Consider the following 13,489-nt stretch of genomic DNA (forward strand, 5'->3'; position numbering starts at 1 on the left):
TAAGAATCAGACCAAAAGGTAATAAATTACTTTCCATGTATATTTTTATAAAAGAAAAAAACTATACGTTAAATCTTTGACACGTGTCAAAAAAAACATTTCTTCGCCCTGATTAGGCTTAGCGCTTCCTGACTAATAAGTTAAGGTCATAATACCAGGCCTTTCGATGAAACAAAGTTGCTATCATTGACTTTGAATATCATTTTAAGGTATTGATGTAGGGCTTACCTGTTACAGTTATCTGCTTGCTGTTCAGCCAGATTTTTTGTTTAACATGGTTCTGGATCACAGCTTGGATCGTATCGGTTTTCAGACTGCCATACCTCATCAACGTATAACTAAAATTGTTACTATCGGTATGATCACTAAGGATCAACCTGATGGTATACTGCGGAGGCAAGCCAGCCTCCTTTAGCAATAGAAATCCTTCTGAAGCGTCATATCCGGTATGCTGAACCAGGTTATATTTACCTTCAGTCAAATAATAGATTTGTATGCTGTCCTGGGTAAGGTGTCCTGAAGCACTGGTATCAAATACACTGGTGCCATTTTTATACCGGGTATCAAAATCCATATGCATGTCGGCAACCGCGCAACAATCTTTTTTCTTAGTGCAGGCATCAAGCGTAATGGACGCAGTCATTACGATCACAGCAAGCCCGGTTTTAAATTCGTGGAGCGATATCATAAAATACTTTGACTTTATAGTTGAATGAAAAATTTAAATTACTATCAGGAGAACCTTCGATATCAGGTGCCCCGGGAACAAAATTACCAAATGAAAAATAACCGTTGTAGCTCCCATACCATCCCCAATTCATATGGTAATAGTTAAAATAACGGGTTTGCTGTTCCAGGTGAAAGCCGTCTCTAGGATTTCCTACGCGGACTTTAACCAACTTAGTATATTGTTTATAACCATCACAGACCCATTCGTGGCCGTCATCATAAGTATTGAATATCAGCCAGGTTTTGCCTTGCTTTCCGCCTGTTAGTATAATTGGCCTCCCTGCCTTCAAGTTAAGCATCACAGGTGCCGGTGTCCCCCATTCAGGATCGTAGTCAACCGACTTAACATTATAATTATAGGAATTTAAACAATTTAATGTTTTATCGCCATCGGCGCCAGACCCATCACAGCCATAGTCCATACCGACATTGTCTCCGATATCCCTGATCAGTCTTGCCGCTTCCGAAGTACCTGTGTAAGGCGACATGGAAGCCCAGCTGTAAGAAGAAGGGTACTGATTTTTGTACATGACCTGCCCAATAGCGATAGCAACGCAACCAGCAAGTGCTTTTCCATTATTGAGGCTGCAATTTTTAATTGGGCAATTATCGTTAAATCCGCTTCCTTGCCCCCAATAAGATTGTAGTATTGGATTAACAGCATCGTTCAGGGTACCTAAACCCGGGTCGGCGGAAGATACCGGCGTTGTACCGCCGCCTGACCCGCTTCCGGCGTTAGCACTCGCATAACGTTTAAAGTTTACGGAATCCCGTAACACTGTGAGCCAACGATTAAATCCTAATGGCACATGGGCTGTATCCAAATGGCCCTCATCTGAAAATGCCAGAATGGCCGGTAAACGCTTATCTGCGGAAATTATAGCAAATCCGCTTCCTGAATAATTAACCGCATAAGCTGCTGGTACTTTTTGCTGGTCATAAACGGTGAAGTTCTGAACGCTTTCAGCGATATCGGCCGTAGCAGAAAGGGACTTTTTGCTGTACGATGTAAGGTATTTGCGTGTCCGGGTTGCCAGAACAAGTGCGGAGTCCCTGGAAATGAAGTTCGTGTCGGTTTTTAAAGTAAGTAATTCTTTGGCAATATCAGGCGATGATGTATCCTGGATAATTTTCTTACAAGATGTCAGAAGCGCAAATAAGGCTAAACCGGCGCAGCATGTGTGGATAAATTGTTTCTTCATAGTGAAATAAGGTAAATTAAGTTGCAGCATTAATAAACTTAAGGGAACGGTGTTGAAGAAATCGGATCAAACTCCAATGTACTTGGGTGCACTCCAAGCTGTTTAACTTCCATACGCAGCCATTACGCTGATCATGGTCAATGGGTTTGATCTCAGCCTCAATTCGGCACCCCAGTAATTATGCAACTAAAGTAAAGATTAAATATAATACTGGCTATCACAAAACAAGAAATATTTTCAGCCCTACACTTTTCATGCGTTATGGTAGTGGATGACTTAATAAAGTTTTGAACCAGATCGATGCGTTTTAATAAGTCTGATTTATTCAGACTATTAACACGGCCTTAATCATTATTACAGCACTTTAAAATCAGGAATATATATATTTAACCTAAGACGTGAGTTCAGTTTAAGCGGCTAAAAGTAATCGTTCCGTTAGGATCAATAAGTAATGTGCTCGGTATTCCCATAATCATAATAGTGGGTAGCTCATCCAATATCTTTTCCTGCACAATTCGTTTATTCAATTATAAATAATCATTTAAACTTGAAATTTAATATTGGACAACAATCCCTGTAACTAATTTCAAAAAATAAAATTTCATCGGTACGGTTAAAATATTAATTCTAACTTTACAAAAACTTTAGGGGTGCCTTGTGCTGAGAAATACCCTTTGAACCTGATGCGGTTAGTACCGCCGAAGGGAAAAGTAGAACAACCTTTTTTGGGTTGTTTTTCCTTCCTTAATACGGGTGCATTCCTATCGTTAGAAAATTTCTGGCCAAATGGATATCACCGTCAATCAAGAAACTTATTCCGTTAGCGATGTTTGCTCCTTACAGCAAATACTAAACCCTCTTTTTCCGCAACCGATTACCGGAATTGCTGTGGCCGTCAACCAGGAGATTATTGCTAAACACCACTGGGCATCTCATTTTCTGAATCCAGGAGATCATATCACCATCATCAAAGCCACGCAAGGCGGATAAAATTGCAAAGCAATGAAAAACGAAAGAACACCAAATGAACAGGCGATCAGCCGGTCACCATTCCCGTCATCGCGTAAAGTGTACGTCAAAGGGCAGCTGCATGATATTGAGGTTGCCATGCGGGAAGTACTCCTGAGCGAAACCAAGATTCACGGACGGTTCGGAGAGACTGAACCTAATGCCCCGGTAACGATCTATGATACCAGCGGGCCCTATACCGACCCGGATATCGACATTGACGTAAAAAAAGGTTTACCCCGCTTGCGGGAACAATGGGTAACCGGCCGTGGCGATGTAGAACAGCTGGGACACATTTCTTCTGACTATGGAACACTCCGTGCCCATGATCAAACCCTGGATGCTTTAAGATTTGCACACATCAGCAAGCCTTACCGCGCCAGGCCGGGAATGAATGTATCCCAAATGCATTATGCCCGAAAAGGGATCATTACACCCGAAATGGAATATATAGCGATCAGGGAAAACCAGCGGATCGATCTTTTAAAAGAGCAGCTGAACGGGCAGTATGCGGCCATGGCACACCAGCACCCAGGTCAAAGTTTTGGTGCCAATACCCCAAAAGGCTATATCACGCCAGAATTTGTACGCGCCGAAGTTGCTGCCGGGCGGGCTGTCATTCCATCCAACATCAACCATCCGGAAAGTGAGCCAATGATCATCGGACGTAATTTCCTAGTGAAGATCAATGCCAATATCGGCAACTCCGCTGTTACCTCCAGTATCGAAGAAGAGGTGGAAAAAGCCGTTTGGGCCTGCCGCTGGGGGGCAGACACGATCATGGATCTTTCAACCGGCAAAAATATTCACGAAACCCGCGAATGGATCATCCGTAATTCACCGGTGCCTATTGGTACCGTGCCTATTTACCAGGCTTTAGAAAAGGTTAACGGAAAAGCGGAAGACCTGACCTGGGAACTTTTTAGGGATACACTGATCGAGCAGGCAGAGCAAGGGGTAGATTATTTTACCATCCACGCCGGGGTGCTGTTGCGTTATGTCCCGCTAACTGCGAAACGGATTACCGGTATCGTATCGCGCGGCGGCTCTATCATGGCCAAATGGTGCCTGGCCCATCACCAGGAGAATTTTTTATATACACATTTTGAAGATATCTGTGAAATCATGAAAGCCTACGATGTGGCCTTTTCACTGGGTGACGGCTTAAGGCCCGGCTGTATAGCCGATGCCAACGATGCCGCTCAGTTTGGCGAACTGGAAACTTTAGGTGAACTGACCAAAATCGCCTGGAAACACGACGTGCAAACCATTATTGAAGGCCCAGGACATATCCCGATGCATATGATCAAAGAAAATATGGATAAGCAGCTGGCACATTGCGGCGAAGCGCCATTCTATACTTTGGGGCCGCTAACCACGGACATTGCACCGGGCTATGACCACATCACCTCGGCCATCGGCGCAGCCATGATCGGCTGGTTTGGTACAGCCATGCTTTGTTATGTAACCCCTAAGGAACATTTGGGCCTGCCGAATAAAAAGGATGTCAAAGATGGGGTAATCACCTATAAAATAGCGGCTCATGCCGCCGATCTGGCCAAAGGCCATCCCGGAGCGCAGTATCGTGATAATGCACTCAGTAAAGCCCGGTTTGAGTTCAGATGGGAAGACCAGTTCAATCTGTCACTCGACCCAGATACGGCAAAGGAATTTCATGATGAAACCTTACCTGCCGATGGTGCCAAGATCGCCCACTTCTGTTCTATGTGCGGCCCTAACTTCTGCTCAATGAAGATTACGCAGGACGTGCGGGACTATGCCAAAGAAAACGGCATGGGCGAAACCGATGCCCTTTCAAAAGGCATGGAAGAGAAGTCGAGAGAATTTTTACAAAAAGGCAGCGAAATTTATCTGTAAAAATGGAACTGATCGTGATTTCAAACCCGGTTGCTGTTGCTGATGAAAGTATTTTAATCAATAACCTGTTTGAGGCCGGTTTGCAATGCTTTCATATCCGGAAACCGGAAAGCGATGTTCGAACGGTGAGGGAACTGATCGGGGGCATCGCCCCCTTGTTTTATAATCGCATCTCCTTACATCAGTTTCATGAGATCGCCCCCGACTATGGTATCCAAAGGCTGCATTATACAGAACATTACAGAGCAGGCACAAGTCCTAAAAACAGGGAGGTGCAAAAGGCTAATGGATATATTTTAAGCACATCAGTACATGATGCCACATTGCTGCCTGGGTTAACAGATTTTGACTATGTTTTTTTCGGGCCGGTATTCAACAGCTTGTCAAAATCAGGCTATCAAAGTACATTAACGACCGATTTTAAACTGAAAAAAAACGAGATCACAACCAAAGTAATTGCTTTGGGCGGGGTTGACCAATTCAATTTAATAAAGATTGAGAAGATGGGCTTTGACGGCGCAGCTGTGTTAGGCGCGATATGGAATGCCCCATCCTCGGCTGTCGCCAGTTTCCTTACACTAAGCGAAATTTACACTCCGCAAAATATTACATCATGATCGACCAACTGCACTACATCTCGCAGCAACCCGAAAACGGATCACACCTCACCGCTATTCAGCAGGCCCTGGAGGCGGGTTGTAGATGGATTCAGCTCCGGGTTAAAAACCAGCCTCAGGATGTCATCCTTAAATATGCATTCATCGCTAAAAGAATGTGCAACCTGCACGGTGCTAAATTAATTGTCGATGACCATCCGGAAATCGCATTAGCCGTAGGTGCTCACGGTGTGCACTTAGGTTTACAGGATATGCCGGTAAGCCAGGCCAGGCGCATGGTTGGTGATCAAATGATCATCGGTGGTACGGCCAACACCTTTCAACATATCCGGCAAAGGGCGGACGAAGGGGTTGACTATATCGGCTGCGGCCCATACCGGTTTACCACAACCAAGCAAAAATTAAGCCCCATTGTGGGTTTAAGCGGTTATGAAATTCTTGCCGGGCAGATGGATGCAGCCGGTATCCACATCCCTGTTATTGCCATCGGCGGTATTTTACCAGAGGATGTCCCTTTGATCAGGCAAACCGGTCTCTATGGTGTGGCCATTTCAGGGGCGATCACTTTTTCGGGTAACCGGGAACAAACTGTAGCGCAAATTTACCGGCAGTTAAAAACACCTTGTTTAAAACGAGTCATTTAAAGTCCAATAAAAACCATGTTAAAAATAGCCGATAAAACTTTTATTTCGCGTTTGTTCACCGGTACCGGTAAGTTCAGTTCGTCTGTCCTGATGGAAGAGGCCCTATTGGTATCAGGTTCAGAACTGGTGACCGTCGCGCTCAAGCGGATAGATATGAAGAACAATGAGCAGGATGACCTGCTGATCCGGCTGAGATATCCGCATATCAACCTGCTTCCCAATACCTCCGGTGTTCGCACAGCAAAGGAAGCGGTCTTTGCGGCCCAGCTGGCCAGGGAAGCCCTGGAAACCAACTGGATCAAATTAGAGATCCATCCCGACCCCAAGTACCTGATGCCCGACCCTATCGAAACCCTGAAAGCCACAGAAGAACTGGCTAAAATGGGCTTCATTGTATTACCCTATATCCATGCTGACCCGGTATTGTGTAAAAGGCTCGAAGATGCGGGCACCTCGGCAGTGATGCCTTTAGGCTCACCCATTGGCAGCAATAAGGGCTTAAAAACCATCGATTTTTTAGCGATCATCATCAGCCAGAGTATCGTGCCGGTGATTGTGGATGCAGGGATAGGATCGCCATCCGATGCTGCCTGGGCGATGGAAATTGGCGCCGATGCCGTCCTAGTCAATACCGCCATTGCTGTTTCAGGCGATCCTGTAAAAATGGCCGGTGCTTTTAAAATGGCCGTGATAGCCGGACGGTCGGCCTATGAGGCTAAACTAGCCTTGCCGGGAACTCATGCTGTGGCCAGCAGCCCACTAACCTCGTTTTTAGATGAAAAATAGCTTTACGGATACGTTTAATACCTACAGTTGGGAAGATACCAGGGCCAGTATCTACGCTAAAACAAGTGATGATGTGGAACGGGCTTTAGCTGCTAAAAAGCGAACATTGGAAGATTTTAAAGCTTTGGTATCGCCTGCTGCAGCGCCTTATGTGGAGCAAATGGCGGTGATCAGCCAGCGGCTGACCCTGGAACGCTTTGGCAAGGCTATCCAGCTCTATGTGCCACTTTACCTTTCCAACGAATGTAATAACATTTGTACCTATTGTGGTTTCAGCTATAATAATCACGTCAGACGTAAAACACTTTCGCCGATCGAGATCATGCAGGAAGTAGCCGTGATCAAGAATATGGGTTACGATCATGTGCTTTTAGTTACCGGTGAGTCTAATCAAACGGTGCATGTTGACTATTTTAAAAAAGTGCTTGAGCTGATCGGTCCGCATTTCGCGCATATTTCGATGGAAGTGCAGCCGCTTGACCTGGAAGATTACCGGCAGCTAACGCCTTACGGCTTAAATACCGTATTGGTTTATCAGGAAACGTATCACCGGGAGGATTACAAAAAGCATCATCCCAAAGGCAAAAAGTCGAACTTTGAGTACCGGCTGGAAACACCCGACCGTTTAGGGCAGGCTGGAATCCATAAAATGGGTTTAGGCGTTCTGATCGGTTTGGAAGACTGGCGCACCGACTGCTTTTTTACGGCCCTGCACCTCAGCTACCTGGAAAAAAATTACTGGAAAAGTAAATACAGCCTTTCTTTCCCGCGGTTAAGGCCTTTTAGCGGCTGCCTGGAACCCAAAGTGGAAATGAATGACCGGGAACTGGTGCAGTTGATTTGCGCCTATCGCCTGTTTAACGGAGAAGTAGAACTTTCTATTTCCACGCGGGAATCAGCGCATTTCAGGAACCATATTATCAAGCTGGGGGTAACGGCCATCAGTGCCGGATCTAAAACCAATCCCGGAGGCTACGCCGTTGAACCGGAGTCACTGGAACAGTTTGAGATCAGTGATAACCGAAGTCCTCAAAAAATCGCGCAAATGATAGCCGAACAGGGTTACGAGCCAGTTTGGAAGGACTGGGATAACGGCTTAGCACGTTAACAATGTTGGCAACTGAAGAATTAAAAAGGTACAGCAGGCAGGTCATTCTCCCTGAATTCGGGTTATCAGGCCAGGAAAAATTAAAGAACGCCAAGGTGCTGATGATCGGCGCGGGAGGCTTAGGTTGTCCTGTATTACAATACCTTACTGCGGCAGGGGTAGGGACCATCGGCATTGTAGATGACGATGTAGTAGATCTGAGCAACCTGCACCGGCAAATTTTATATGCCACAGCTGATATAGGTAAACTGAAAGCAGAGGTGGCGGGAGAAAAACTGAAGCTGCTTAATCCAAACACTACTATAAAGGTTTATCCCGAGCGTATCACGAATGATAATGCAGAACATATCTGTAAGCATTTTGATCTGGTCATTGACGGCTCGGATAATTTTGAAACACGTTACCTGGTGAATGATACCTGTGTAGAGTTCGATAAGCCGCTGGTATTTGGCTCAATATTTAAGTTTGAAGGCCATGTTTCCGTATTCAACTACCAGGGTGGGCCTGATTACCGGGATGTGTTCCCGGATTCACCACCAGCAAATGAGGTTCCTAATTGTGCAGAGATTGGCGTGCTCGGCGTATTACCCGGGATAATAGGTACCTACATGGCTAATGAGGCCATCAAGATCATTTGTGGTATGGGCGAGAGCTTATCGGGAAAGTTAATGACCATTAATGCGCTTGACAATGCCATTGGGATTTTTAAAGTAGCTAAAGGAAAAAAGACTGGTAAATCAAGTGATAAGCCGCTTACTGAACTGACATCAGCAGGTCATCACGAGATAACAAAGGACGAACTAAACAGCTGGCTGGAGAACGATTCAGATACGATATGTTTGGTTGACGTCAGGGAAACGTATGAATTTGAAGATTACAATATCGGCGGAATTAATATTCCTTTGTACGAATTGCAAGGACATATCGAGGAATTACCGAAAAATAAAAAACTGGTATTCTGCTGCCAGACCGGCCAACGCAGCAAAATCGCTATTCAGTTATTAAAACCCGTTTTCAACGGCAAAATGTATAACTTAAAAAACGGAATTTATTCAGATGCAAACCTATAAATATTCCACGGTGTTAACCATTGCAGGTTCAGACAGCAGTGGCTGTGCCGGTATACAGGCTGACTTAAAAACATTTGCTGCACTGGGATGCTTCGGTACATCAGCAATTACTGCGGTAACTGCACAAAATACATTGGGCGTTACAGCCATTCACCCGATCCCGTCAGCTCTGGTGCAAAGCCAGATGATCGCGGTAATAGAGGACATGCGTCCGTCTGCCATTAAGATAGGCATGATACCGGACTTAGAACAGGTTGAGGTTATTGCAGCAGTTTTAAAGCTTTATAAAGGTATACCCATCATACTCGACCCGGTTTTAAGATCTTCCAGTGGAGAAAACCTAATAACCGGGCCAGCTGTAGAGGCCATGAAAAAATACCTCTTTCCGCTGGTTAGCTTAATTACGCCCAACATAGATGAAGCTTTTGTTTTTTCCGGCTCCGTGATTAAAAGCCTGAAAGGCCTAAGGGCTGTTGCCGATCAGATTGCCCGATCAAACGGCGTAGCCGTATTACTGAAAGGTGGCCATCTAACCGGGGCTGAACGCTATAATGTTTATGCTGATTCCACCGGACAGGAACAGGTTTATACCTATCCTTATATTGCTTCCCGCAATACACGAGGAACGGGGTGTACCTTATCTTCGGCAATTGCTGCTTACCTGGCGCGAGGCAATTCTCTTACAGATGCGATATCGCTGGCCGGAGAATATGTAAATATAGCCATTAAAGAAGGGTGCAATGTCAGGACGGGAAAAGGAAATGGTCCTTTGAATCACTTTTTCAAACCTAGAAAATTGGCCAGAATAGAATCATTAAAAGATCAGAGCTATTACTAATATTTATAGAGACGATAATGTTCTATGCCGACAGATAAAAATAAAGTCTCCCATCATACGGCCCTTGCTATTCAGACCCTACTCATAGAACTCCAATTGCAGATCTGAGCAATACTGTATCATCATGGTCATAAAGTTACTATAAATGAAATACACCGAATATTCAGCTATGGGTTTTAATTGTTAAGTATTTTGGAAACCTACCGATATAAACCTTTTCAGTTTTTCCAGTCTTTTAGCCTGTCCCGGTAAGGTATTTTCATTTCTGAGATTTTCGGAAATCTCTGATAGGCAAAGAGGTACCTGTGCGGCATCTACTATGCCACTGGAGGCAAAGGCATACAATTCGCTCCATTGGCCGCCATGCCAGTCAGCGGCAATGTTTTGAGCAGTTTTTAATGTGATTGTTCCTGTGATTTTACGTTGTTTAAATGTTCAGTAACTGTAATTCGAGCGAACCATTTCGTTATGCTTTTCCTGTAGTGCATGGTGGGTCATACCCAGTTTGTTTGCTAATGCCACGAAGTCTTTGACCACGCCCTCGCGTATCTGCCAGGGGAAACTATAAACGAGGGCCTCCTGCTGTAAATTAACAAGTAAGGGCACAGGTAAGCGAAGGCTGTGCGCATGCTGTAAGATGACAATACGGTTGCAGGTTTCGTGATATGCTTTATCATCCAGTTGCGCATATTTTAAGCGGTGCGCCAGTTTTTCTAACTGGCATCGCCGCAGATCGGTAATCGGTTTATGTTTTTTCCGCTTTGCGGTCTTTTTTACTATATGCAGGTCGTCAGCAAGCATGTCCTCGATATAATCAGGGTATTTAATCCTGATTTCTTCCAATGCGAACAGCTTGTTTTTTTGCCAGACACGGCGCACGAAGTTGCGGCGTGTACGCTGCTGCTGTAAATCTACCTTGCGCCTGATCGCTTGCTCCTCAAGTATGGTTTGTTTATCACCAGACTTGCCGAAATTCTGATAAAGCTGGCGCAGGGCTATCAGCACCGCAGTCCGCTTTTGCGTGTGCAGTTCATGGTCAAGCATTTTGGCGACCTCGGCGGCACTAAGGGCGTCCCCGGTGGCAACCAGTTCCCGCAAATAAACGGTTTCCCCATCCTCCGGTAATTCGGGCGGGACGGGCGGGAGTTTCCTCAAATCCGCATTCAGCGGGAATTTTTCACGAAAGGACTTCAACCGATTTAAGAAGTCTGTCCCCGCCCCTTCCATTTCCATATCCAAATCTTCGGCTTCCTTTTCTTCGGCATAGATCAGCTTGTCCCAATCCTCATATTGATGGTAACAAAACCGCCAGTCGAAATGGTGATGCTCAATTTCGCCCTTGGTCATGGCTCGGCTGAGAAAAGGGAACGCCGTATGCAGCCCCATCGGCCTGCGGTTGCGGTCGCACCAAATCTCAGCGTGCATATAAACGTAAATGCGGGGCGGGTACTTGGTTTGAGGTTTGAAATAGTAATCCACCCGCCCCGAAGCCTTGCGGGGCAGGGCGTTCTGCCGTTCGTATTCCTCACGTTCCCGTAGGGACATCACATATCCCTCTTTAATCTTTACCATAGCGGTATTGCTTGAATGTTCCATTGGGTTGGCAGCACAGTTAACGGCGGTACTTTCCTCGCCTGTCGGCGGCTTTCCTGCTTCGGCGATCCCAACCCCAAAAGAACCATGCCCATATCGCAAAGGCGATGGTTATGCCATAGACCAAATGATGGCTGTTTAATGTGGCGAAGTATACTCCTGTTGAAATAAAACAGGTGCAGATGAAATAAATGAATGTTTTCATAGCTGTTCAGTTTTAAGTTTCATTAATATTTGGTAAACATGTTCCCAATAGGCGTAGCGTTTCAGGTCGTTTTCAGTAGGCGTAGTTACACGGTAATGGCGGTAATCATCTGCCTGTAACAGGGCAAGTTCAAGGTTTTCCACCTCAATGACCTTGCCATTTAAATCTATTATCTTCATATCAGGCCACTTTTTTGGTTTGTCTTTTGCTGTTTTTAGGCTTCGGTAATTTCACTTCGTTACACTCGGCTGGGGTTACCATTATAGGCTGTGCCCTGAAGTCTTTCAGGTTCAGGAAAAAGCCCCTGTTAAAGAGCATGCCTTCCCTGAACATCTGCCAAAGCAGGGATGCGCCTAAATTTGCCAGTGCAGAGTTGATGAACAAATCCTGCCTGGTCAGGGCTTCAGCTAGGGAACAGCTTGGCGTGTTGTCCGCTTTTTCCGAACTTTCAAGCAATTCCTTAAATTCCTCGGTCACCAACGGCAGTCGGCTCACTACGGCAAACTTTTTAGATGCAGGTTGCTGAATATCGGCAATCGTGGACAGGATGACCTGACCCGTTTCTTTGCTGTTACCAAAGTCCATCCAGTACAGCGGGTGGTGGTAAGTATGCCGTTTGCTATTATAAATTATGGATAAGAGGTCAGCAATTTCAAACCTTGCGGAAGCGGTGTCTACACAGGATATGGTAAGTTCAGCCATTGCCAGTTCGGGTTCTTCTTTCAGCATATTTGCATCATACCGTTCAGGTATAGCTTTCCAGTTGGTGCCGAAAAAGAGGTTGATGCGGTTGACAAGGGCAACGGCTTTGTGCAAGCCGAGTTCAGCCATTGAAAATAGCTGTCTGCCTAAATTGGCTTCTTCCACCCTATCATCATCGAATACCCGCACCATCAGGCCGGGATGGTTCAGGGCTATCAGGGCGTGGTTCATTCTTGCCAATGCGGTCAGGAACTGGCTACCCGTACCGCCCGCTCCTATGAGGTTGACTATAATGGGATTGTAAGGGTTCAGCAGGGTCTTTTCTACGATATGTGCAGCGGGCTTTACCGCTTGAAGTTTCTTGGTTCTCATATAAACAGGTTTTTAACGGTATAACGGTTAGGTTTCAAAAGCTGGCAGGGAAATACACGGTCGGTGTCGACCTGTTTTTGCCATAACTGGACTATGTTTTCAGTTACGGGGTTAAATTCGCCCATGAGGTGGCTGAAATAGCTGTTCCAAAAGTAGTTTTCCCAAAGGGTCATAAAGTCTTCGAGTCGGGTTTCCCGCCCGATGGCGATGCGCACCGTACCCATGCAAACTTTTCCATCGGTATAAACATTAAAAAAAGGCGCATGACAAAGGGCGGTGTTGGCAACGGGCTTACGATGCCCTTTAAGGGCAAACACCGAAAGTTCTTCCCTGCCTGCTTTCCAGACCATTGCGGGAACTTTACCCTTTCCCGATTTGACGCCTAAAGCGGTCGAAAAATATAGCGGTACTTCCTGTGGCGGGGTATACCAAACGGCATATCCTCCCTGTTCAGGATTAACAAACAGCACCTTGTTCGGCATCACGCCCTTACAGCGGAGAAAGCCCGTTTTAAATTCCTGTGCGGACTGGAATATGCTGCTCAGTCCCAACATTTCTTTGACGGTGAGCGGTGTGCGTTTATCGGGTTCCCCAATTTGCCGATGTCGTAACTCTCGACATAAACACTTGTCGTATCTTCTTCTGTATGCTTGGTGTAGATCAGCAGGGATTTTACGGGCTGATACAGGTTGCTGAAATTACTCGTTAGGTTTTTCATGTTGTAATTTGTTTTTCAA

The 13,489-nt window shown here is 45.6% G+C and carries 17 protein-coding genes and 1 riboswitch; of the genes, 8 read left to right on the forward strand and 9 right to left on the reverse strand.

Annotated elements, in window-relative coordinates:
- Positions 1-199: 199 nt before the first annotated feature.
- The 3 genes from MUCPA_RS34240 to MUCPA_RS39380 all read right to left on the reverse strand — a co-directional run bounded on the left by MUCPA_RS34240 (position 200) and on the right by MUCPA_RS39380 (position 2,458).
- Complete coding sequence (locus tag MUCPA_RS34240; protein ID WP_008513066.1) at positions 200-688, reverse strand: hypothetical protein; 489 nt, start codon at positions 686-688, stop codon at positions 200-202.
- A complete protein-coding gene (locus MUCPA_RS34245; RefSeq protein ID WP_169316219.1) occupies positions 666-1,931 on the reverse strand; it encodes a C10 family peptidase in 1,266 nt (421 codons plus the stop codon). Before MUCPA_RS34245 ends, MUCPA_RS34240 begins: the two co-directional genes overlap by 23 nt.
- Before the next feature lie 404 nt (positions 1,932-2,335).
- Entirely contained in the window at positions 2,336-2,458 is a 123-nt protein-coding gene (locus tag MUCPA_RS39380) for a hypothetical protein (RefSeq protein ID WP_262492977.1), read from the reverse strand.
- A gap of 109 nt (positions 2,459-2,567) precedes the next feature.
- Positions 2,568-2,655, forward strand: a riboswitch (TPP riboswitch).
- Between the two features lie 62 nt (positions 2,656-2,717).
- On the opposite strand from MUCPA_RS39380, the gene thiS reads away from it, so the two are divergent.
- The 8 genes from thiS to thiD are packed head-to-tail and all read left to right on the forward strand — an operon-like array spanning position 2,718 to position 9,880.
- Positions 2,718-2,921, forward strand: a complete 204-nt coding sequence (gene thiS, locus MUCPA_RS34250) for a sulfur carrier protein ThiS (RefSeq protein WP_008513070.1) — start codon at positions 2,718-2,720, stop codon at positions 2,919-2,921.
- 12 nt (positions 2,922-2,933) lie between these two features.
- The gene (gene thiC / locus MUCPA_RS34255; protein WP_008513072.1) at positions 2,934-4,817 is read left to right on the forward strand and encodes a phosphomethylpyrimidine synthase ThiC; all 1,884 of its coding nucleotides are present in this window, start codon (positions 2,934-2,936) and stop codon (positions 4,815-4,817) included.
- Between the two features lie 2 nt (positions 4,818-4,819).
- Positions 4,820-5,434, forward strand: coding sequence for a thiamine phosphate synthase (locus MUCPA_RS34260; RefSeq protein ID WP_008513074.1), 615 nt, complete (start codon positions 4,820-4,822; stop codon positions 5,432-5,434).
- A complete protein-coding gene (locus MUCPA_RS34265) occupies positions 5,431-6,078 on the forward strand; it encodes a thiamine phosphate synthase (protein WP_008513077.1) in 648 nt (215 codons plus the stop codon). Before MUCPA_RS34260 ends, MUCPA_RS34265 begins: the two co-directional genes overlap by 4 nt.
- A gap of 15 nt (positions 6,079-6,093) precedes the next feature.
- Positions 6,094-6,864, forward strand: a complete 771-nt coding sequence (locus MUCPA_RS34270; protein WP_008513079.1) for a thiazole synthase — start codon at positions 6,094-6,096, stop codon at positions 6,862-6,864.
- The gene (gene thiH / locus MUCPA_RS34275; RefSeq protein WP_008513080.1) at positions 6,854-7,972 is read left to right on the forward strand and encodes a 2-iminoacetate synthase ThiH; all 1,119 of its coding nucleotides are present in this window, start codon (positions 6,854-6,856) and stop codon (positions 7,970-7,972) included. Before MUCPA_RS34270 ends, thiH begins: the two co-directional genes overlap by 11 nt.
- Positions 7,973-7,974: 2 nt before the next feature.
- A complete protein-coding gene (moeB, locus tag MUCPA_RS34280) occupies positions 7,975-9,042 on the forward strand; it encodes a HesA/MoeB/ThiF family protein (RefSeq protein WP_008513082.1) in 1,068 nt (355 codons plus the stop codon).
- The gene (gene thiD, locus MUCPA_RS34285) at positions 9,029-9,880 is read left to right on the forward strand and encodes a bifunctional hydroxymethylpyrimidine kinase/phosphomethylpyrimidine kinase (protein WP_008513084.1); all 852 of its coding nucleotides are present in this window, start codon (positions 9,029-9,031) and stop codon (positions 9,878-9,880) included. The genes moeB and thiD overlap by 14 nt, the downstream gene beginning before the upstream one ends.
- Positions 9,881-10,315: 435 nt before the next feature.
- On the opposite strand, the gene MUCPA_RS34290 is transcribed toward thiD, so the two are convergent.
- From MUCPA_RS34290 to MUCPA_RS38040, 6 genes are read right to left on the reverse strand one after another with little or no spacing between them, the layout of a single operon-like run.
- Positions 10,316-11,452 carry a hypothetical protein gene (locus tag MUCPA_RS34290; protein ID WP_008513086.1) on the reverse strand — a complete coding sequence of 379 codons (1,137 nt, stop codon included), beginning with the start codon at positions 11,450-11,452 and terminating at the stop codon, positions 10,316-10,318.
- A 40-nt stretch (positions 11,453-11,492) separates the two neighbouring features.
- Positions 11,493-11,678 carry a hypothetical protein gene (locus MUCPA_RS38035; protein ID WP_157544043.1) on the reverse strand — a complete coding sequence of 62 codons (186 nt, stop codon included), beginning with the start codon at positions 11,676-11,678 and terminating at the stop codon, positions 11,493-11,495.
- On the reverse strand, positions 11,675-11,857 hold the full coding sequence (locus MUCPA_RS34295) for a hypothetical protein (protein ID WP_008513089.1): 183 nt from the start codon (positions 11,855-11,857) through the stop codon (positions 11,675-11,677). The genes MUCPA_RS38035 and MUCPA_RS34295 overlap by 4 nt, the downstream gene beginning before the upstream one ends.
- 1 nt (position 11,858) lies before the next feature.
- The gene (locus MUCPA_RS34300) at positions 11,859-12,752 is read right to left on the reverse strand and encodes a PRTRC system ThiF family protein (protein WP_008513090.1); all 894 of its coding nucleotides are present in this window, start codon (positions 12,750-12,752) and stop codon (positions 11,859-11,861) included.
- The gene (locus MUCPA_RS34305; RefSeq protein ID WP_083839406.1) at positions 12,749-13,306 is read right to left on the reverse strand and encodes a hypothetical protein; all 558 of its coding nucleotides are present in this window, start codon (positions 13,304-13,306) and stop codon (positions 12,749-12,751) included. The genes MUCPA_RS34300 and MUCPA_RS34305 overlap by 4 nt, the downstream gene beginning before the upstream one ends.
- Positions 13,294-13,470: a hypothetical protein gene (locus tag MUCPA_RS38040; RefSeq protein WP_157544044.1), complete on the reverse strand. Its 177-nt coding sequence runs from the start codon at positions 13,468-13,470 to the stop codon at positions 13,294-13,296. Before MUCPA_RS38040 ends, MUCPA_RS34305 begins: the two co-directional genes overlap by 13 nt.
- Positions 13,471-13,489 lie beyond the last annotated feature (19 nt).

Origin of the sequence: Mucilaginibacter paludis DSM 18603, from assembly GCF_000166195.2 — a bacterium.
GTDB lineage: Bacteria > Bacteroidota > Bacteroidia > Sphingobacteriales > Sphingobacteriaceae > Mucilaginibacter > Mucilaginibacter paludis.